This is a genomic window from Bradyrhizobium sp. WYCCWR15520 (genome assembly GCF_056174665.1).
Window position 1 is genome coordinate 1 of record NZ_JBWBWM010000059.1, and the last position, 20663, is coordinate 20663.

Here is a 20663-nt window from a genome sequence, read left to right on the forward strand (position 1 = left end):
CGCAGCGGGCTACAACTTCCGGCGTCTCATCCGCTGGCTCGAGCTCTTGTTGCGCCAGTTCCTCGCCCAGCTCACGGTCCGACTTCAATTCGTCCCGAGTTGAAATCCGGCGTTCTTCACGGCCGACTAATTATCACGGGCCTGATAAAGCCCGCAGCAGCTCCCACCACCAATCAAGCTGGCTTTGAACAGAGCAGGATCGCCACGAACAACCTTTTTCTGAAGCCGATTCTGCCATCGCACTTTTCTCGTAAGAGCCGGGCTCTCCCCCAAACGCGGCGCGGGTACCTGACATATGATCGTTGCGCCCCTGGTTCAGGATCGACGCCGCGCTCGGCGGGCCCGCGGCGAAGCGCGTCGCATCGCAAAACTGCGGCCGGATGAGGAAAACTAAGGAGGTGGCTGGGTGTTACACTAATTCCTCACTCTGCCAGGATGCGATTTGATTTTATGTCTCGATGGGCGGGCTAATCGGTTCGCCGCCCTGCGCGTGGTCCGCGACGGAACAACGGAAGCGGAAGCGCGGTTCCACCTCACCAATCCGAACTCTGGAACATTGCGTTCGTTTGGACCTCGTCCAGATCAATCCAACTTCGACCATCATGTTGGAGAGACGATTGACGATTAGCCAACGACTGGAACGAATCGCGCCTACCACGCCACGGGATTATCGTTCGCATATCTATTGCTGAGATCGAAGATTGAAGGTGCATTAAGGCAGTCGCCTAGGAGATCGGGCGAGAAACAGCATCCGCCGTGGCGCAATCCTGCAGCGCTCGCATTACGTCCTTCCTCGAAATGATGCCGACAAGCCGCTGCTCGCTGTCGAGCACCGGCATGCTGCGAACGCGGTGGTTGATCATCAGCTCCAGCACGCGGGTCAACCTCGTTGACGGCGCGACATAAATAAATTCCGCCCTCATCAGATCGACGGCCGTCCGCTGCATCAGGTCGGGGTAGCGCGGGAGGATGCGCGCCGGGCTGAAAACGAAGCAGGACAGGTAGTCAAGCTTGGACATGATGCCGACCACATGCGATCCGTCCATGACCGGATAGGCATTGAAATCTTCCTTCTCGAAAAGGTTGCCAAGTTCGCACACCGTCATATCGCGCCAAACCGTCCGAGGCTCTCGCGTCATGTAATGGGCAACCGTCTGTTCGAGAAAATTGTACAAGGCGAGCCCTCGCTGTCGATTAGGCTATTCAAGCACGCGAGGTTAGCTGGTCACATTGAGCGAGCTCAAGTCGAACGAATTCAGGTTGCCCGATGTGAATAAGCAGGCGCTCCGACCCCGACGCATTCCGGCAAGTTGACGAAGATCAATCGATGTCAGTCGGGAAACTAAACCTGGCGGTTCATTCTGGACGGGTAAAGCAAGATCATATGTATGTCGCGCATTATCGCTCGATTTTATAAGAATGTCCTCGGCGAGAACGGCCAAGTAGTGTGACATCTGTGAGGGCATAGTGGGCTTGGATGTCTTAGACAATGCGCAGGCTATAGATCTCGCCAAACGAAAGTTTTTGCGAGATGCACGGCGTTCGCGATTACACGTTGCATGCCAACCGACTCGAGATAGCGCCTGCCGACTTTATCGTAAACTGGAGTACGAGGTATGCCGCAAGCTTGGTCGAGTGCGTGATTCTCGCGCTGTCGGGTGTTGGCCACTCCGGTAGCATAGTGCAGCAAGTTCTGTTCGCAGACCAATATCGTGTCGGAGAAGCGAAAGGCGCTCTGACGCCCTCGCTAATAAGCCTTCGTATGGGCCGGGATGAATCTGCCCAAGTCTCTATGATCAATCGATCACGACCTTTTCGGCTCGACCACGTCCCGTCCTGTGGTCTACAGCGGTTTCATAGCTGACGCGGTCGCCTTGCTTGAGCGTTACACCGGGCGATAAGCTGCTCACGTGGAAGAAGAGGTCTTCACCACCGCTGTCAGGCCCTATAAAGCCGTAACCCTTATCCTCCTTAAACAGCCTCACCTTGCCTTTGGGCATGTTCTTCTCTCCGAATCACTTCAATCAAATCGCGTATCAGATCATTTAAACTCGACGCACCTGCTCGCCTCAAGTGATTTGTGATTTCCGGAACTGTGATTAGCGTTAGTGCGCTAGCGCCGCGCCTTCCGTCTGGAAATCAGGCGAACAGGATAGAAGGCGCAGAACGAACAACGGCCTGGTGCTGTTCACGCCTTCAGAAGGCAGGAAGAGCTTTGGAAGCGCATCACGACAAGGACGCTCCGCTACGGAGCTATATTCTTGCCTACTTTGCGATTAGCAATAGACTCTGGTTCATCGGGTTTGCGACCTTACGCCAAAGTTTTCTCCGATGCCGTTTTCGCCCTGGCTGTCGGATTTGCTCTGTTGGGTGGGGGATAGCGACGGAGGTGGCGTGGAGCGCCGTGGGTAGCAGCAGTGCAGCCAGTAATCTCTCGCGACGCCTTCGACAATGGCACCTACTGATGAGCCCAGCGATCTTCCAGCGCGAAAAGGTCGCCTTGTCTCAGGTGAACGAAGACGATTGGTTCGCCCGCGAGACGAGGAAGCGAAAGCGCCCTCCGGCCTGACCTCACATGACCGGGCAAGACGATACGAATCGTCCGGATCCGCGTCGACCATTCGCAAATCGTCCGACGCTTCGCCGTTCCGGTTCCCAAAGTCGGCAAACACTCAACTCAATAACTCAACCCTCCAGCAGTACCGAGATGGATCGAGAGCATTTCGTTCCCCTCGATCGTTTGAGCCTTGCTTCCGACCAACTTCAGGATCGTTTTCTCGCCACCACGCTACATCGCTCCCACCAGCGATGAATCAGCAACAGGGCCCCTCTTTTCCAAAGCGGACGCATTTGATTTAGAAAACGCATCGGCGCCCCCTGTGAAAAAAGACGTCGGAGATCGGCAACTGGGATCAGGACGCCGCCCGCAATTCACGGGCAGCCGCGACCATATTGGTTAGCGCGGGACGCACCTCCTCCCATCGGCGCGTTTTCAAGCCGCAATCGGGATTGATCCAGAGCTGCGCATCGGAAAGCCGCTGCCGCGCCAGCGCAATGAGATTTTTCATCTCGGCTGCATCCGGGACGCGCGGCGAATGGATGTCGTAAACGCCCGGTCCGATCTCGTTTGGATATTTGTAGCTCTTGAAGGCATCAAGCAGCTGCATTTTTGACCGTGACGTCTCGATCGAGATGACATCGGCATCCATTGCCGCGATCGCATCGATGATGTCGTTGAACTCTGAATAACACATATGGGTGTGGATCTGGGTCTCGTCGGCCACCCCAGCCGAGCAGATGCGGAAGCTGTCTACTGCCCAGCCGAGGTAGGTCTTCCATTGTGACTTGCGCAGCGGCAATCCTTCTCGGAGCGCAGCCTCGTCAATCTGGATCATCATCGCGCCGGACCTCTCCAGATCGATCACCTCGTCACGTATCGCGAGCGCGATCTGATGGCATGCTTCGCTCCGTGGAATATCATCACGGACGAATGACCAGTTCAGGATCGTCACCGGCCCAGTCAGCATCGCCTTCAGTGGCTTCTTGGTCAGCGATTGCGCGAAGCGCCACCACTCCATCGCCATCGGCGTCGGCCGGGAGACGTCGCCAAACAGGATGGGCGGCCGGACATATCGCGAGCCGTAGGACTGAACCCAACCATGCTTGGTGAATGCGAAGCCGGACAGCCGCTCACCGAAATACTGCACCATGTCATTGCGCTCGAACTCTCCATGCACGAGAACGTCGAGACCAATGTCTTCCTGCCAGCGCACCGCACGCGCCGTCTCCTCCTTGAGAAACTGCTCGTATTGTGCGTCGCTCATCGTTCCCCGGGAATGGGCTGCGCGGGCGTTGCGAACCTCCAGCGTCTGCGGGAACGATCCGATCGTCGTCGTTGGAAATGTCGGCAATCGGAACCGCGCGCGCTGAACCTCGGCGCGCCGGGCGAAAGGACTGTGACGACGCCGCATGCTGCCATCGATTGCAGCCATTCGCTTGGCGACGTTCGCATTGTGAACGTTGGGTGACGTTTCGCGCGCGACGGCCGCGGCCTCCGAAGCCTCAAGTACATCCGCCGCTTCCTCCCATCCTTTAGCCAGCACGCGGCCCAGCGTTGCGAGTTCTCCGATCTTCTGGACGGAGAAAGCAAGCCAGCTTTTCACATCGAGATCGAGATCGGTCTCTAGTTCGAGATCGATCGGGACATGAAGCAGCGAGCATGAGGGTGCAATCTGCACGCGGTCCTTGCCGAGCCTTGCGATGGCAGGTTCGAGCCGGTCGAGCACCGCTGGAAGGTTCGAACGCCAGACATTGCGGCCATCGACGACTCCGAGGGAAATGACAAGATCCCTTCGAGCGTCGGCGACAATCACGTCCAACTGCTCCGGGGCGCGGACCAGGTCGATGTGAAGGCCCGCAACCGGCAACGTCAAAGCGGCTTCCAGGTTATCGCCGATCGTTCCAAAATAGGTAGCGAGCATGATCTTCACGTCGGGAACCTTTTTCGCCAGATAGGTGTAGGTCCGGCGCAGCGCGTCGCGTGTGGCAGCATCGAGGTCCAGGACCAAACATGGCTCGTCCAGTTGCACCCACTCGGCGCCCCTTAAGGTGAGTTCGCGGAGAACGTCTACATAGACCGGCAGCAGCCTATCGAGAAGCAACAGCGTATCGAATGCAGGATCGGCGCTCTTGCCGAGCTTGAGAAAGGTGACCGGACCAACAAGCACCGGGCGCGTCTGATAACCCAGGTTTTTCGCTTCTTCGTACTCCTCGATCGGCTTGCGAGAGGAAAGCGTGAAGGTCTGATCCTTGTGATATTCCGGCACTATGTAGTGATAATTGGTGTCGAACCATTTGGTCATCTCCTGCGCTGCCGCGCTGTGCTCGGCGTGACCGCAATTCGCGTCATGGTCATCGCGCTGCACGCCCCGTGCCATCGCAAAGTAGGTTTTGAGCGAAACAGGGCCTGCACTCCAACCGTAAATTTCCGGAATGGCACCGACCATCACGCTGGTATCGAGCACATGGTCATAAAGCGAGAAGTCGTTTGAAGGAATAACGGTTACGCCGAGCGATTTCTGCCGCGCCCAGTTGGCGGCGCGAAGCGCAGCCGCGGCCTCAAGAAGCTGCGTTTCGTCAGATTTTCCGGCCCAATAGCTCTCGAGCGCGAGTTTGAGTTCGCGGCGCGGACCGATGCGCGGCGTACCGAGGGTAGCGACAGGAATCGAGAGAAGAGACATAGCTTCAACCCCATGTTGGGAGCAAAGGCCATGGCGGACGCGTGCAGAAAAGCCGCGGAAAGCGGCAACTGCTTGGCGCACCACCGGGACACCCCGCCCGTGGACGAATATATTGTCGGGCCAGGTCTCCTAGCTCGCGGGTCGTCGCCGCTATCCGACCTTCCCAAAGCCGCGTGGCTTCAGTGGCTTCTATTGGACAGCGGCTCGCCGCTTACAGTTGCGGGGGCAGCGCCGGCATCGCACCGGCTTCCCTCTTAGCTCCGGATCCATCCGGAGAACCTCGACATCTCCGATTACCTGCAAGAGGACTGTTCCGTCAACCTCTCGATAATTCTTTGTGCGGTTCGGAGCGATTGTCTGGAGAACGGAGGCATCTAGCCTCGTCGTCGTGTGGCCCGATCGTGGCATAGAGTTGGGCGCACGTCTGGATTCGATCGACAATCATGTGGGTGCGGCGGTTGCGCGATCCCAGCTTACACATCTTCCTGCGCCTTATTCGCCACCCGCAGCGCCGACACGAGCCAGATCGCCATTGATTAGTTATTTCGAATTCTGCCGCCGCAAGAAACGGCGTCTTGCCGAAGGCGGTCACATTGGCGAGCAGCGGCACGCCCGGCATCCGCTCGGCAAAGGTTCGAATTTTCCGCGGTGGTGAGCGCCGCAGGAAAATCGGTAGGCGGCCGCCTCCAACTCTGCACGCGCCTACATGCTATATCGCGAGGCACACCCATATCTTGCCGAAACTTACTGTCGCATCGCCGTACCCATGCGCTGACGTAGCCATTGACCGAAGGTTGCCCACCTCCGCGCATCTCTATCGCCTGCATCGGCTCAGCGACCACCTTGGCCAAAAACAGCCCGTTCAGGCACGACTGCCGCATCACCTTCCTGGCCCGTGCTTGAAAGTTACGGGCACCCCCGATCTCGTGGCCTTCGAGCGGCATGTCATCCATTCTGTCGTCTGCGGACTCGAACCGTCCACCGTCGCACTCCGAAACGACCATTTTGGCCGCGCCATATCCGCGTGATGCTTCGCCATTTGCAGGCCATAGAGCAGACATCGGCAGCGCTTGCGGCTTGCCAGTCGGCTTCGGACCAGCTCGGTCCGGCGGACGCTGACGAGCCATCGATGCGCTACGTTGACATTCCCATAGGCCTGTAGCTTCTCACGATTCTGAACTCGCAGCGCACGTCACGTACAGGCTTGTAATAGATCACCGAGACCCGTGATGAGTGTCGCCGAAACGACATCCCGCCTGAACAAAGAAGGGAACGGTGACCTCCTTAGGTATCCGGGCTTATCGCGGTAGACCGACCGATACGTCGAGCTGAACGATGCGTCCAGCTGATCATCTTTGCACAAAAGATGCGAGACATGTACAAAAATTACCGCCAAACCGCGCAAGAACTCAAGTATTCGATCACTTCGCGCGACTAGAGACGAACAAAAAAGCGTCTCGTAACACTGATGCTCTCACAAGCTTGGAGTTCTCGGTGAGTGATCGATCTACTCATCTCGATGCTCCTTCAGCCGCCCCTTGGGGCGTTCCTCCCTGACTTGGCCGCGCGTAACATTCGCGCGGCCTTTTTTCTGCATCCGGCAAGAGATTGATTTGCAGGATCTCAATGGCTCTGACCGCAAAAACGCATGGTGCGAGCAGGTTCTCGCAGATACAGGTCATTAGCCTCGGCGAACAGTTGTTCGTAAATGCCGGCGTACGGTCACCCATCCTAATTTCGAGAAGAGGACGCCTCCGCAAGACGGGCGATTGACGTCCTCGTAATGTAATAAGCCGCCTCCGCGTCTTCAGGCGCGAGCGGCTCTGAAGAAAACGTGCGGTCGGGTCCCTTCAGGCGGACTCCAGAGCGTCGCTCATGGATGTCGACCACGAAATCGGCCACGTGCAATCAATGGTGAGTCGCCTGATCGGTCGGAACAGTTCCACGACCAATTAGTTTCGCCGCGCTTTGTCATCTGAGACCGTCGGTCTTATACGTCTATCATACCGTTCCGCTAGGTCCAGCAGCCTTTTTCTAATGAAAGGGTCTGCCTTGTCCGCTAGATCGCGAATGATCTGGGCCCGGTCCTTTAAAAACTGCTCATCCACGAAAACACCTATTCAGTGCAAGTCTACATATATCTTAGCACACTCCCGTTTGGTCGGCTTTCATTCCCTGCACCTCGGATCTACGCATGACATTAACACTCCGGGGGTGAGACCGAGATGGTCCTCCGGCGTTCCGCCAGAAGCAAAGCATGGGTTTGCCTGTCTGCGCAGCAGCCGCATCAAGGGATAATTCCCTAGGCCATGCTGACAGACGCTGTCTTGCCGAATCCCAGGCCGACATTGCCAACACTATCTCCGACCAGGATACTTCGACGATGGATCGGCCATGCGTGCCGTATCATGCGTACGCGGCGGCCCAGGCGACACGACGTCCCTCCACCATTCACCGCTGCAGCATTGGAATCGCGACACGTTCAAGGAGGCTGCTCTTAACTTTGACTTATTATAGATCTCGATCGATCGCTTGCCTCGTATCCCTGCAGTCAGTGCTTCCTATGGAAGTCGAGAGAAAACTGTCAATGCTGGCAAGAACGATCTCGTCTCCAAAATTGGGAACCCACGCACAAACGTTAACAGTCGCGCATCCATCTCCGTCACTAGTTCCCCGCGCCGCGTCCGGGGACTGCTCACGAAGGCTCCTGTTCCGACACGGACGGATCCAGCAAACCAAACGGGATCCAGGCCAGAAACGGCCAGAAGAGACGAGGATGCGACCGCTGGATATGGCGCAGTCAACCAAATTACGTCGCGCGACAGGTCAGCCGCGGCACGCTTGTTCATCCTGTAAGCTGTAAAGTCGATGATTGTTGCCGACGTCTCTGTCACCTGATACTTCCATGTTACTCTTTAATGCGTCACACCGAATTCTAATGACAAGTTTCTCAACTCCGCTAATGCGCTTCTGCCCCGACCCCGTCTCCCGCGGCGTCTCGGTGCCGCCTATTAAGCCGCTCGCAACCAGCGAAGCCATTTGTGGTCGGCCTCCCGCCGCGCCTTGAGGCGGTCGACGCATTTCATGGAACAAAGGGCCGTTCGCCAGCAGTAGTGGCGGATCAGCCCGAACTTTCCGCCGCATATCGCACAGCACCTCACTGGACCGTGGTAGGGAATATGGGAGCTGTTGCGCATCTCGCCTCCTGTCGGAGTTAGGTGGATACCCCCTGCACTTTCTTCGCCTCAGCATCACGCCCGCACGTGAAATGCCGCGCCGGCGATGCCAAGTCTCCCCATTAGCGTACGGGCAATGCGCGCAAGAGTTTGACCCTGATGTGCGCCGCCTTGGTGAAAGCGACCGCTCAATCGAAGTGCTTCGCTGAGATTTCCAATTTGTAACGAATGTATTCATCTTGATTAATGCAATGAGCGGCGCGTCGGCGGTTAAATCCTGCGATCGCACGCCTTTCTTCGACCGATTTCAACTAGCCGGGCTGATGGGGTGCGTGTGGCAGCACTCACCCGATCTCGTCGCTGGCTTTTGCGCTGTCAGAGGGCAGCATCCGGTTTTACCTCCAGCTGCTCGAAATGCATGTTCACTGTGGGCTGGGTAAGATGTAGATTTTGCGGCTGCCTTGGCGAAGCCGAGGTGTTCGCGTTCCTCATAAGAACGTGCGGAGACTTTTTGACCGCGGACCATCAAAGAAGAACTTCTCAGCTGCGCTTTCCTCATGGGGAGCGTCTTTGGGTCGCGCTGCCGTACACCCTGTGGGAGCGCTATCAGCAACATTAGCGAATTCACCCCATCTACGGGCGCGTTTGGTATCTGGTGTATCAGCAACACTCTCTCAGATCGGTTCTAAAGTTTGCTGTAGATTGATATTCAGCTAGATAACTATTGCCTAAGCGCCGAAAAGGTCAAATGCTCCTACTGCTACACGCACCAAGGCACCCTCAAGCCAGCGCATCAGCAGAATCCCTGATGGCGGCATAGATTTGGTCAAGATCTGTCGCCGTGACGCAATAAGGCGGCATCACATAGATCGTATTGCCGAGCGGGCGCAGCAACAGATTTCGGTCTTTAAAGAAGGCCTGAAGCTTCGGTCCGATGCTAGCGAGATAGCCGGCATCGCTCGTTTGCAGATCGAGTGCTGTGATGGTGCCCGCCCGACGGACGTTTGCAAAGCGCGGGTCGGTGCGGAATGGCTCAACGGCCTGCTCTTGCATGGTGGCAACCGACGCCACGCGCTGGCGGTATTCCTGACTTTGCCAGAGATCCAGGTTAGCCTTTGCGGCGGCGCAGGCCACTGGATTAGCGGTATATGAACTCGAATGAAAGAAGGTACGCGTACGGTCTTTCGAATAATGCGCTTGAAAAATATCCGCGCGGCAGAGTGTTACCGCGAGCGGAAGCGCTCCTCCCGTGAGGCCCTTCGAATAGCAGGCAATATCGGGCGTCACATTGGCCTGCTCGCAGGCGAATAAGGTTCCGGTACGGCCCCAGCCCGTCATGACCTCATCGGCTATGAACAGAACCTCGGATGCTTCGCAGATTCGCTTCATCTCTTTTAGCACCCACGCTGGGTACATCAGCATTCCGCCCGCACCCAATATCAGAGGCTCCACGATAAAGGCGGCCGGAATTTCGTTTCGACAAACGGACTCGAGCGCATCAAGCGTCACCTGCTCACGACCTGCCGCGGGGAACGGGATTGAGGTAACCTCGAATAGAAGGGGCCCGTACGCCGCGTTGAACACGCTTCTAGCACCTACCGACATCGCCCCAACCGTGTCGCCGTGATAGGAATGTTGCATCACGACAATGCGTATTCGCTGCTTGCCGATGTTATGCCAATAACCGAGTGCCATTTTTAAAGCTACTTCCACACTGGCTGAGCCACTGTCGGAAAAGAAGACATGGTCGAGGCCACGGGGCGCGAGTTTCAAAAGTAGCGCAGCAACCTCTTCAGCTGGATCATGGGTGTAGCCGGCGAAGATCATCTGGTTGAGCTTGCCTGCCTGCTTCTGAATCGCGCGCACGATATGTGGATGACAATGACCATGGGTCACGACCCACCAAGATGAGATTGCATCTATGATACGGCGACCGTCCGCGGTGTGGAGATAAGCGCCGTCACCACGCACGATCTTGATCATCTCATCCTGAAGCGCGTGTTGCGTGAACGGATGCCAGATCGGCGACTTCGTCTTGATCATGGTTTGAAGTCCCAAGGGAGAAACGAGTCTTTGAAGACCGCCTGCAGCGCGTTTGCCGTTAAAGGAGAAAGCCAAGGCAATCGCCCCAACCAACGCACGCGTCCGATTTCGCAAATTGCCCTCTCAGGCTCAAAATTGCGTTCGCCAATGAATGCAATTCCGAGAATGCGGATCTGGCGCTTTCGCAGAGCTTCTATCGACAGCAGCGCGTGATTGATGGTGCCAAGTCGCGTGCTTGCGCAAAGCACGACGGGAAGCCGCCAGCGTTCGAAGACGTCGACAAAAAGTGTGCCGCCACTCAGCGGGACCATTAGCCCGCCGGCGCCCTCGATCACGAGCGGACGATCCCCGCTGTCCGGCACATGGATCGCATCTGTGTCGATGCGAACTCCGTCGACTTCGGCTGAGTAATGGGGCGAAGCGGGCGTTCGAAGCCGGTAAAGCTCCGGCACGATGCGATCGGGTGAGAGACTGCCCAGCCGCGCCACGAGCTCGCTATCGGTCTCTCCTTCAAGGCCGGCCTGAATCGGTTTCCAATAGTTCGCGCCGAGGAGATTGGCGAGCCCTGCGGAAAAGACCGATTTCCCAATCCCGGTATCTGTGCCTGTCACCACGATCCGCTGAGTCATCGCGAATCGCCCCACGTCTCTTCGACCAACGCATCAAGCATGTCGGATACATCACCTTCCCTGACGTTAAGCGTGAGTGAAATTCGCAATCGTGCCGTTCCCGCCGGCACGGTTGGCGGCCGGATTCCGCGAACGTCGAAGCCGCGCTCCTGCAGTGCAGAGGCGAGCCGCATTGTATGGGCGTTGCCGCCAATGATGTAGGGCACGATCTGCGAGTCCGAAGGACTGCGCAGACCGCGCAAACTAATCTCCCGATGGGTGAAGGCGACCAGCTTGGCCAGACACTGCTGACGCTCAGGTTCCTCCTGCAAAATTGAGAGTGCCTCCCGCACGGCGACCGCCGTCAACGGTGGCGGTGCGGTGGCGAAGATAAACGGGCGACAACGATTGACCAAGAAGTCGCGCAGCACGCGTGTGCAAGTGACGAGCGCACCGGCAGCGCCCAACGCTTTGCCGCAGGTATGAACGACCACGAGATTTTCGCTCCCCTCGTACGGCGCCGTGAGCCCCCGTCCCTGCCTGCCGTAAACGCCTGTGGCATGGGCCTCATCAACGATTAGGAATGCGTCGTGGCGGTCCGCGAGCGCGACCAGATCTTCAAGTGGTGCGAAATCGCCATCCATGCTGTAGAGACTTTCGGCCACGATCCAGACCCGGCCCGTTCCGCCCTTGACCCGCCAGTCACGAATTTTGTCTTCGACCGACTGGGCGTCGTTATGATCGCTTATCCGAAACTCCGCCCGGCCAGCGCGCGCGCCTTCATGAATACTCGCGTGCACAAGAGAATCGAGAACGAGCAGATCGCCCCGCTGCGGCAGCGTTGTCAGGACGGCAAAATTTGCAAGGTAGCCGCCGCTAAAGAAAAGCGCGGTTTTCGCCCCAAAGAACTGAGCTGCTTCTGCTTCGAGACTTTCGTGTTCCTCGCAATTGCCGCGCAGGAGCCGCGAGCCGCCGGCTCCAACTGGTGTGCCGGCTTCGAGCGCGGCCACGACGGCCATCTTCATACGAGGCGCGCTCGCCAGCGCAAGATAATCGTTCGAAGAAAAGTCGACGCCAGCGCGCGGCTTGAGGCAGCGCAGCCGGTCGTCTTCTTTTAAGGCATGCAGGGCCGTGGCATAATTTCTCATTTTGGCCGCATGGGTCGAGCTCATCCTTCACTCCCAGGTCGCATTTACGCGCAGAATTCCATTGGCAGCCAAGAACAAGGCTTCATCCATCGGCCTTCATGTTTTCAACCCGGTAAGATGCGATTTTCTTGATCAACCAGCACAACGCGTGGTCTAAAGATTTTCGCTTCCGCCTCTTCGAAGGAGGCATATGCGACGATGATGATCTTCTCTCCGGGCATCGCGACTCGAGCGGCCGCACCGTTGAGGCTTATCGTGCTAGAGCCCTTGGGCGCCTCGATCACATAGGTAGCAAAGCGCGCTCCGGTTTCGATATTATAGATTTCAACACGCTCGTTTATCAAAAATCCCGCCGCATCCAGCAGCGTACGATCGATCGATATCGAGCCGTCATAGTGCAGATCGGCTTCGGTTACCGACGCGCGATGGATTTTACCTTTCATCAAAGTAATCTGCATTGTTCACCTAGACTGAAAATTTTGTGGGAGGTGTTCGCCGCTGGTCTGCTTTACTCAGGCAAGCCCGGACGTGATACCGAGCCGGTTCAGCAAATCGGCATCCCGGTCGGATTTCGGGTTTTCGGTCGTCAACAGCACATCACCGATGAAGATTGAATTCGCGCCGGCCAAAAAACACAACGCCTGTAGTTCATCGGTCATGTATTGCCGTCCGGCGGACAACCGCACCACGCTCTTGGGCATCATGATCCGGGCCGTCGCCACCAGGCGCACCTGCGCGATCGGATCAGGGCGCTCGGCGGTGGCGTAGACCGGTACGCCCTTGACCTCGTTCCAGAGGTTGATCGGCACGCTTTCCGGATGCTTTTGGAGATTAGCGAGCAGCACGAGCATGCCGAGTCGGTCCTCGGCACGCTCGCCCATGCCGATAATGCCGCCGCTGCACACCTTGATGCCACCCTCGCGCACGTGCGCAAGTGTATCGATGCGGTCTTGTAAGGTGCGAGTGGTGATGACTCTGCCGTAGAACTCCGGCGAGGTGTCGACATTGTGATTGTAGAAGTCGAGCCCGGCCTCAGCGAGCCGTGCGGCCTGCCCCAAGGTCAGCATGCCGAGAGTGACGCAGGTTTCCAGGCCCAGAGCCTTGACCGCGCTGACCATCTCGCAGACCTGATCGAGATCGCGGTCCTTTGGATTGCGCCAGGCGGCGGCCATGCAGAAGCGGCTCGCGCCGGCGTCCTTGGCGCGCTGCGCGGTGGCGACCACATCAGTGCGAGCCATTAGGCGGCTGGCTTTCAGGCCGGTGTCGTAATACGCGCTCTGGGCGCAGTAGCCGCAGTCTTCGGGACAGCCGCCGGTCTTGATGCTGAGTAGACTTGCGGTTTCGATGTGATTTGGATCGAAGCTTTCGCGATGAACGCTCTGCGCCCTAAACATCAGGTCGACAAAAGGCAGGCCATAAAGTGCTTCGGCCTCGGCGCGCTCCCAGTCACTGCGAACCGGCGCGCTGTTGCCGTTTTCGTTCCTTTGCACTCCCACGCCATGAACCATTTAGACTTGCTTTCCTATTAGCGCTTACCGTAGATAATTAAAGATATAATCTATAACATTTGCTCACGGCAACAGTACTTGAACATTGAGGAGATGACCTTCGGCGCAGCTTGCAGGCGTCCAGATGAGCGCTCAAGGCAAAGATGTAAAGTGGCGTTGGCGCCTAAGGACCGCGAAATAAGCCTAGATTTGGAGAAATGCCGCAAAATCAGGGCACCTAATACGACTTTGACGCCTGGCCGTTGCGCATGGCCAGGCACTCGCCTGCTTCCCGAGTGCAAACGTTTATGATAGATAATCTATAATGACTGAGAATACGACGACCGCGGAGCGCATTGCAGAGGCAATCGGCGAGCGCATCATCAGCGGCGAGCTGCAGCCGGACGCCCCGCTCCGGCAGGACCACATCGCGCGAGAATTCAATTCCAGCCACGTCCCGGTGCGCGAGGCCTTTCGGCAACTTCAGGCCCAACATCTTGTCGTTGCCGTGCCCCGTCGCGGTGTGCGAGTTGCCCCACTTAATATCAATTCCGTGAAGGAGATCGCCGAGATGCGCGCCGCGCTCGAAGTGGTCGCGTTGCGCAATGCGGCGCCAAAGCTCACCTCGAGCCATTTGGCACGGATCGAGCTCGCCCTGATTGAAGGTGACACCGCCCAGACCATTCAGGAGTTTGAAATGGCCAACCGCGCTTTCCACCACGCGCTGGTGGCGCCCTGCGCGATGCCGCGCCTGCTCGCGAGCCTTGACGGACTACAGCTTGCAAATTCACGACTCGTGTTCGCGATGGCGCGCAGTAGCGGCTGGCGACCGCGGTCCAATCAGGATCACCGCCTGATTTTGCAAGCCCTGCGGGCGCGCAACGTCGATCAAGCCTGTAGTCTGCTCGCGCGCCACATTCAAACCATTGAGCGCCTTGCCCTTCCCTCGTCATGACCGCGAACGAGATCTGGCGAGGTCCGTTGCAAACCCCGGGCAAAGCGCAAGAGCGCCAAACCTCCGACCTTTTTGCCGCGCGACGCGGCTTGCGGGTGCGCCCCCGTTGCAGCGGGCTCGATCCCAAGATAGTAAAGCTACCTCCTTGCGACATCACTCCTTAAGGCCACCCATGATTCGTCACATCGTCTTGTTCAGCGCCAAGGATCAGGCCCATATCGAGCAAATCATCGAAGGCTTATCGGTTCTCACCACAATCCCGCATGCACGTCGGCTCGAGATTGCGCGCAATTACAAGACCGACCAGCTCGGTAACGAGATCGACGTGGTGGTGTATGGTGAGTTCGACAACGAGACGGAGCTGGCAGCGTACAAAGCGCATGATCTGTATCAGGAATCGATCAGGCGGGTACGACCCCTTCGGGAGCTACGGTTCGCGGCCGACTATAATGTATCAGCCGATGCGCGGTTCGCTCGACAGTAGCGATAAGCGAAGTTAATGAGCGCTTCGGGTCAACTGGCGGGGGTTAATCTGGCAATCGGTCTCAAAAGCTTGTGGGTGCCAGACGACGGTGGGATTCGCAATCGGAGCGCGTCCCACCAGCCGCCCGTTGTCGGTGACTGACAAGGCGATGCACGTCCGTGAACTGCGGTGGATTGAGCCTGTCACCGCGATGCGCTGTCTCGCGCATCGACCGCACCTGACGTTTCTCGACAGCGCGGCAACGCATGAACTGCTTGGGCGCTATTCCTATCTGAGCTGCGAGCCGTTCAGCACCTATACGGTCACGGACGGACAGGCGAGTTACAACACAGAGGCTCTCGCGGGCGAACCGTGGCGAGCGCTTCGCAGCCTGCTCGCGAGGTGCCTAGAAGAGCATCGTCCCGATCTGCCGCCATTCCAGGGCGGTGCGGCCGGCTTCTTTGCTTATGATCTGAACAGGACACTGGAGCGACTGCCCGCGCCGGCAATCTCCGGTCAGAGGTTGCCGCAATCCATCCTGCATTTCTATGACGTGGTCATCAGCTTCGACCACCGTGACAACAGATGCTGGATCGTCTCGACCGGCTGGCCGGAGCAGGATCCCGCACGACGGCGCGAGCGTGCGCGTCGTCGGGCCGATGAGTTTGCAGCGCTGCTCGACCGCCCAAGGACGCCGCGGAATGACTTCCCCGCCACAGCGGGCGCATGGCATTCTAACTTCAGCCGTGAGGGCTATATGGCGGCGGTGCAGCGCGTCATCGACTTGATTCTGGCTGGCGACGTCTTCCAAGCGAACATTGCGCAGCGCTTCAGCGCTCGCTTATCGAGCTCATTTGATCCGCTGGCCTTCTATTGTCGGCTACGGTCATTGAACCCGGCTCCCTTTGCAGCCCTCCTGCGGTACGGCAAGCTGACCATTGCCTCGAGCTCGCCGGAACGATTCCTCAAGCTTGATGGACGGCAAGTCGAAACGCGCCCCATCAAGGGCACGACCGCGCGCTCCGCTGATTCCAAAGACGACCGGCGCCGCGCTGAACTCCTCCTCGCGTCCGAAAAGGACCGTGCCGAGAACACGATGATCGTCGACCTCCTGCGCAACGATCTGTCACGCGTTTGCACGCCGCAGTCGGTCGAGGTTCCAGCGCTGTGTGCCCTGGAATCCTATGCCTCAGTGCATCACCTCGTGTCGACCGTGACGGGTGAACTTGCCGTAGATGAAGACGCCGTCACCTTATTGCGAGCTTGCTTTCCCGGCGGCTCCATCACCGGGGCGCCCAAGGTGCGATCGATGGAAATCATTGCAGAGATCGAGCGGGTGGCGCGAGAGGTCTATTGCGGGGCGATCGGCTTTATCGGCTTCAACGGGCACATGGATACAAATATCGCGATCCGCACGGTCACGATCGACGATGACTTGGCTCTATTTCATGCAGGAGGCGGGATCACGGCCATGTCGGATCCAGAGGCCGAATACGAGGAGACGCTCGCCAAGGCGCAGCGCATATTTGACGCGTTTCGTGCTGACACACCTGGTGCATCTTGATTGTCATCATCGACAACTACGACTCCTTTGTCTTCAACATTGCCCGCTATTTTCGCCAGCTGGGAGCCGCAACGGCAGTGATCCGGAATAACGTCGTCAGCGTCAGCGATCTTGCCTGCCTCAAGCCGCACGCGCTGGTCCTCTCCCCCGGTCCCTGCACGCCAATGGAGGCCGGACTGTCGACAACCGTAATCCGCGAGCTGTCAGGTCATCTCCCAATTCTCGGCATCTGCCTCGGACACCAGTGTATTGGGAGCGTGTTCGGCGGACGCGTCGCGCGTGCCCGTCGTCCGATGCACGGCCGGTCCTCATACGTCACCCATGACGGCCGCGGACTGTTCAAGAACCTCCCGTCCCCACTTTGCGTTGGCCGCTACCATTCTCTTGTTGTTGAGCTCGATGAGTCATGCGCAATGCAACTAACGGTGACAGCGCGTTCGGATGAAGGCGAGATCATGGCCCTCGCACATCGCTCTCATCCGACCTATGGCGTACAGTTCCACCCGGAATCGATACTTACCCAACAAGGGCAGGTGCTACTGATGAACTTCTTGCGACTCGCAGAGACTTGCCAATCGTGAGGATATCGGAGAGCGTGTCGCACACTTGCCAGCTCAACGCACGGAAGCGAATCGTCACCTTCTACGAGACTGATAGATACTAAGCAGATCGCTTAGGGCAGGGAATGGCAGCAAGTTAAATCAACGTGAAATCGGCGCCGCGATCACCCGACGAAGCTTTGGCGGGCACTAAGCAGCGGTTCCGCCTTGAGCCAAATGCGCCCTTGCGCGGGTGTTACGGACGTTGGTGCCCAGTGGCCCGCGGCCCGGCGTCGGGTCGCGCAACCCCGCCACGTCGCAGGGCGACGGACGATAAGATGTTAATCATAGTCTTGGTCTCCGACTGTTAACGTCGCAGCGAAAAGTGCGTGTGCCGTTCTAAGCCCCCCCAGCAAACGGCCTAGCCTACCCCCGAGCTCGCGGCCTCTCTTCATAGCGGCGTGGAAGTGGTCGGTTTGGCGCCAGGTCCGCTCGCCGCGACCGCAAGGGCCGACGGTCTGAGACCATTCGAACCAAGCAGATTGAAATGGCAGAAAGATGCAGCTTGCCAACGTACCGCTGTTTTGAGGACGTGGCTACATCCTTCTGTATTATGAAGTGCCAAGATCTGCGACGGGACCGCTCGTTCCGAAAAATGAGCTAAACCTACCTACGTGTGCGACACCACCATCTTTCATCAGGGGCACGCGCCAAGGGTGTTATCGCGCCTCATTGCTATGAACACTACGGACCAATGCGGATCGAGCAAGAGACAGTTCGGGCCCTTCGAAATCAGGCAACCTAGTCGTTGGTCCGGACGCTGGTGGAACACGCGGTCCGTTTGGTCGTGCAGTCCGGTCTAACTCGCTAAAGTAGATGGGGCCGGTGGAGGCGATATACAGGCCATTGCAGCCCATGAACGACTCGGAATTCGGTGACCGAGTAACGTATGGATTGTGCCGCGACCAGCATAAGCTCCACGAGCCCATTCATGCAGTTGGCGACCAGAATGCGGCCATCAGCGCAATTCAACCGTTCGGCCAACCTCAATTCGATGGTCAAGGACCAGAAGCCATCGGGTGCAATCCTGAAGATGCGGCTGAAGGGAATATTGACCAGATAAAGATTTCCAGACGCATCGAACGACGGCCCCTCGATGAAGCAGTCAGCCGGGGCTTGCGTACACGGTTTGCGTCCGTCCAATCGGAGCGGACTCCGGGCCGGCGAAATTTGGCGTGCACGGCCGAAAAGACGCGCATTTGGATGAGCTGCGGCAGTCCCTCAAGGTACATCATGGCGCTTCTTTCAGGCCGCGCTTTGGGTGCCCCTGATATTTGTAGGCGAACTGCTTGGGCATTGGCCCTTTATTACGGTCCTTGCGTCCGGTCTGCTCCCATGCATGCGCCAGGATGCCAACCGCGCGTGACAAGCAGAAGATGCCGCGGGCTAGGGGTGGAGCAAAGCCCAGCTCCGCGTAGATGACTGCAGTGGCTCCATCGACGTTCATCGGGATGAGCTTGCCTTTGCGCTCGCGCATGACGCGCTCGATCGCGCGCGCAGCGCTGGCGTAGCGACCGCTGACGGCAGCATCACTGACCGCAGCATCGACTAGTGCGAGCAGCGGGTCAGCGCGCGGGTCGACGGGATGAAACCGGTGACCGAAGCCGGGCAGATATTTGCTGCGCGTGGCGGTGAAATGATCGATTGCCTCAGCGGCAGCCTCATCCATATTCTTGGTCTCGCTGCGTCGCAGGACCTCGTCGTAGAGCTCGATCGCCTGCTCCCCCGCTCCGCCATGCAGGTCGCCGAGCGTGTTGATCGCGGAAGCCATCGCGCCATTGAGCGGAAGCCCACAACTGACAGCCATCTGCGCGATGGCGATAGAAGGTGCATGCGGGCCATGATCCACTGATGCGACCAGTGCAGCCTGCAACAGCCGCTCCTGCGCCGGTGTGGGTAGCTCGCCGCGCAGCATCAACCAGATCATTGCCGGGAAGGAAATATGATCAATCAATTCCTCGATGGTGTATCCGCGGTAGGCGATCCGCCCGGGCGCAATGTCGCATATGGAGGTCCGCCACCAATGGGCGGCCTGCTCTCGCAGCTGCGCTTCGCTCATTCTGTTCTCCGATCTCGTCAGCCTATGTCCGGCCGAAGCTTGCTTGCGCGCAACGCCCTGCCCGTCACGCTGCTCCACCCATCGCCGGGCGGCCCCGCGGAGCTCCTCCTTGACGTCGCGTTCCGGCGGCACCGCTTGCGATAAGGTGCTCAATTTCCGGATGGGTATAACCGAGCCGAGCCAGCCATCGCTCTGTGTCCGCACCGAGCGACGGAGGGAGTGCGGGGACAGGAAACGCCTCATCCAGCCGAAAACCAGGGCGCGTAATGCGTAATGGTAGTTCGCCAGCCCTGCCGAGCGGCAGCGCCTCGATAAAGCCGCGCTCCAGCAACTGCGGCTCGCGCAAAACTTGCGGAACGGTCAGCACACAGCCGGCGGGGACGCCGGCGGCATTCAACAGTACCTCCCACTCCTCCGCAGGCCTGCAGCTCAAGGCCGCATTCAACTCATCGCTAAGCGCCCCGCGGTTCAGTTTACGTGCTTCGCGCTTAGCGAAGCGCGGATCTGTCTTCAGATCCGGCCGGCCGATCAGATCGCAAAGGATCCGGTAGTGTTTCTGCTCATTGGCGGCTATATTCAGCGGGCCGGTTGCGGTACGGAACGTGCCGGAGGGTGCGGCCGTGAAATTCTCGTTCCCCATCGGCCGCGGCTCGACTCCGCCGTTCAGGTGATTGGAAACCACCCATCCCATAGCTGCGATTGTCGCCTCGAGCAGCGACACGTCGATGAACCGGCCCCTGCCCATTTGCTGCTGCTCGACGAGTGCCGCGGAGATGGCAAAGGCGGCCGTTAGCCCGGCGATGGTGTCAGAGATCGGGAAGCCGGTCCGCAGCGGAGCCGTGGCTGCATCACCGGTAATACTCATCGCGCCGGAAAGGCCCTGGACGATCTGGTCGTAGGCCGGGCGGGCGGACCAAGGACCGTTTTGCCCAAAGCCTGAGATCGCACAATATATGAGCCGTGGGTTGCGCTTGCGCAACGCGTCAAAACCTAGACCAAGTCGCTCCATGACCTTGGGCCGGAAGTTTTCGAGAAGGACGTCGGCCTTGGACACCAGCCTGAAAAACACTTCTCTTCCCGCTTCTGACTTCAGATCGAGCGCCACCGACTGCTTACCGGCGTTCACGGCGACGAAGGAGAGGCCCTGAAGGCGCTCTGCCCTTTGCGGATCGGCGCCAAGGCGCCGCGCGAGATCGCCTCCACGGGAGTTTTCGATCTTGATGACCTCCGAGCCGAGGCGCGCGAGATGGTAGCCGCAGAACGGGCCTGCCAATACGTTCGACAGGTCGAGGACACGGATACCGGTGAGCGGCAGGGACAT

15 protein-coding genes and 1 riboswitch are annotated in these 20663 nt (G+C 58.4%); of the genes, 5 read left to right on the forward strand and 10 right to left on the reverse strand.

The features are described from left to right. Positions 1 to 725: 725 nt before the first annotated feature. The 8 genes from AC0QUY_RS38295 to bioB all read right to left on the reverse strand — a co-directional run bounded on the left by AC0QUY_RS38295 (position 726) and on the right by bioB (position 13723). Entirely contained in the window at positions 726 to 1175 is a 450-nt protein-coding gene (locus AC0QUY_RS38295; RefSeq protein ID WP_161855690.1) for a CBS domain-containing protein, read from the reverse strand. A gap of 621 nt (positions 1176 to 1796) precedes the next feature. Next, positions 1797 to 2000 carry a cold-shock protein gene (locus AC0QUY_RS38300; protein WP_057856405.1) on the reverse strand — a complete coding sequence of 68 codons (204 nt, stop codon included), beginning with the start codon at positions 1998 to 2000 and terminating at the stop codon, positions 1797 to 1799. A gap of 912 nt (positions 2001 to 2912) precedes the next feature. Then, on the reverse strand, positions 2913 to 5240 hold the full coding sequence (gene metE / locus AC0QUY_RS38305) for a 5-methyltetrahydropteroyltriglutamate--homocysteine S-methyltransferase (RefSeq protein ID WP_057856404.1): 2328 nt from the start codon (positions 5238 to 5240) through the stop codon (positions 2913 to 2915). 102 nt (positions 5241 to 5342) lie between these two features. Next, a riboswitch (cobalamin riboswitch) is annotated at positions 5343 to 5538 on the reverse strand. Between the two features lie 3658 nt (positions 5539 to 9196). Continuing rightward, positions 9197 to 10459 carry an adenosylmethionine--8-amino-7-oxononanoate transaminase gene (locus AC0QUY_RS38310; RefSeq protein WP_161855691.1) on the reverse strand — a complete coding sequence of 421 codons (1263 nt, stop codon included), beginning with the start codon at positions 10457 to 10459 and terminating at the stop codon, positions 9197 to 9199. Continuing rightward, positions 10456 to 11088, reverse strand: coding sequence for a dethiobiotin synthase (bioD, locus tag AC0QUY_RS38315; RefSeq protein WP_161855692.1), 633 nt, complete (start codon positions 11086 to 11088; stop codon positions 10456 to 10458). Before bioD ends, AC0QUY_RS38310 begins: the two co-directional genes overlap by 4 nt. Then, complete coding sequence (locus AC0QUY_RS38320; protein WP_161855693.1) at positions 11085 to 12239, reverse strand: 8-amino-7-oxononanoate synthase; 1155 nt, start codon at positions 12237 to 12239, stop codon at positions 11085 to 11087. The genes bioD and AC0QUY_RS38320 overlap by 4 nt, the downstream gene beginning before the upstream one ends. An 80-nt stretch (positions 12240 to 12319) precedes the next feature. Further along, the gene (gene panD / locus AC0QUY_RS38325; RefSeq protein WP_057856400.1) at positions 12320 to 12673 is read right to left on the reverse strand and encodes an aspartate 1-decarboxylase; all 354 of its coding nucleotides are present in this window, start codon (positions 12671 to 12673) and stop codon (positions 12320 to 12322) included. 54 nt (positions 12674 to 12727) lie between these two features. Beyond that, positions 12728 to 13723 (reverse strand): biotin synthase BioB, encoded by a 996-nt coding sequence (bioB, locus tag AC0QUY_RS38330; protein ID WP_161855694.1) that lies wholly within the window; start codon positions 13721 to 13723, stop codon positions 12728 to 12730. Positions 13724 to 14027: 304 nt separating this feature from the next. Here bioB and AC0QUY_RS38335 point away from each other — a divergent pair, with 304 nt between their 5' ends. From AC0QUY_RS38335 to AC0QUY_RS38355, 5 genes are all read left to right on the forward strand, one after another. Continuing rightward, positions 14028 to 14657, forward strand: a complete 630-nt coding sequence (locus AC0QUY_RS38335; RefSeq protein WP_161855695.1) for a GntR family transcriptional regulator — start codon at positions 14028 to 14030, stop codon at positions 14655 to 14657. Positions 14658 to 14829: 172 nt separating this feature from the next. Continuing rightward, positions 14830 to 15141, forward strand: a complete 312-nt coding sequence (locus tag AC0QUY_RS38340; protein WP_161855696.1) for a Dabb family protein — start codon at positions 14830 to 14832, stop codon at positions 15139 to 15141. A 148-nt stretch (positions 15142 to 15289) separates the two neighbouring features. Further along, the gene (gene pabB, locus AC0QUY_RS38345) at positions 15290 to 16684 is read left to right on the forward strand and encodes an aminodeoxychorismate synthase component I (protein WP_202639355.1); all 1395 of its coding nucleotides are present in this window, start codon (positions 15290 to 15292) and stop codon (positions 16682 to 16684) included. Then, positions 16681 to 17265: an anthranilate synthase component II gene (locus tag AC0QUY_RS38350; protein WP_475391161.1), complete on the forward strand. Its 585-nt coding sequence runs from the start codon at positions 16681 to 16683 to the stop codon at positions 17263 to 17265. Before pabB ends, AC0QUY_RS38350 begins: the two co-directional genes overlap by 4 nt. A gap of 949 nt (positions 17266 to 18214) precedes the next feature. Beyond that, complete coding sequence (locus tag AC0QUY_RS38355) at positions 18215 to 18346, forward strand: hypothetical protein (protein WP_256380293.1); 132 nt, start codon at positions 18215 to 18217, stop codon at positions 18344 to 18346. A gap of 168 nt (positions 18347 to 18514) precedes the next feature. Here AC0QUY_RS38355 and AC0QUY_RS38360 read toward each other — a convergent pair whose 3' ends face one another. Continuing rightward, entirely contained in the window at positions 18515 to 19342 is an 828-nt protein-coding gene (locus AC0QUY_RS38360; RefSeq protein WP_057856394.1) for a citryl-CoA lyase, read from the reverse strand. Positions 19343 to 19406: 64 nt separating this feature from the next. Continuing rightward, complete coding sequence (locus AC0QUY_RS38365) at positions 19407 to 20663, reverse strand: CaiB/BaiF CoA transferase family protein (RefSeq protein ID WP_161855697.1); 1257 nt, start codon at positions 20661 to 20663, stop codon at positions 19407 to 19409.

What these genes read in the sequence shown, in the direction of transcription:
- AC0QUY_RS38300 (WP_057856405.1), bottom strand. Translation starts at nt 2,000, where the DNA reads ATGCCCAAAGGCAAGGTGAGGCTGTTTAAGGAGGATAAGGGTTACGGC.
- metE (WP_057856404.1), bottom strand. Translation starts at nt 5,240, where the DNA reads ATGTCTCTTCTCTCGATTCCTGTCGCTACCCTCGGTACGCCGCGCATC.
- AC0QUY_RS38310 (WP_161855691.1), bottom strand. Translation starts at nt 10,459, where the DNA reads ATGATCAAGACGAAGTCGCCGATCTGGCATCCGTTCACGCAACACGCG.
- bioD (WP_161855692.1), bottom strand. Translation starts at nt 11,088, where the DNA reads ATGACTCAGCGGATCGTGGTGACAGGCACAGATACCGGGATTGGGAAA.
- AC0QUY_RS38320 (WP_161855693.1), bottom strand. Translation starts at nt 12,239, where the DNA reads ATGAGCTCGACCCATGCGGCCAAAATGAGAAATTATGCCACGGCCCTG.
- panD (WP_057856400.1), bottom strand. Translation starts at nt 12,673, where the DNA reads ATGCAGATTACTTTGATGAAAGGTAAAATCCATCGCGCGTCGGTAACC.
- bioB (WP_161855694.1), bottom strand. Translation starts at nt 13,723, where the DNA reads ATGGTTCATGGCGTGGGAGTGCAAAGGAACGAAAACGGCAACAGCGCG.
- AC0QUY_RS38335 (WP_161855695.1), top strand. Translation starts at nt 14,028, where the DNA reads ATGACTGAGAATACGACGACCGCGGAGCGCATTGCAGAGGCAATCGGC.
- AC0QUY_RS38340 (WP_161855696.1), top strand. Translation starts at nt 14,830, where the DNA reads ATGATTCGTCACATCGTCTTGTTCAGCGCCAAGGATCAGGCCCATATC.
- pabB (WP_202639355.1), top strand. Translation starts at nt 15,290, where the DNA reads ATGCACGTCCGTGAACTGCGGTGGATTGAGCCTGTCACCGCGATGCGC.
- AC0QUY_RS38355 (WP_256380293.1), top strand. Translation starts at nt 18,215, where the DNA reads ATGCAGTTGGCGACCAGAATGCGGCCATCAGCGCAATTCAACCGTTCG.
- AC0QUY_RS38360 (WP_057856394.1), bottom strand. Translation starts at nt 19,342, where the DNA reads ATGAGCGAAGCGCAGCTGCGAGAGCAGGCCGCCCATTGGTGGCGGACC.
- AC0QUY_RS38365 (WP_161855697.1), bottom strand. Translation starts at nt 20,663, where the DNA reads ATGTCCCTGCCGCTCACCGGTATCCGTGTCCTCGACCTGTCGAACGTA.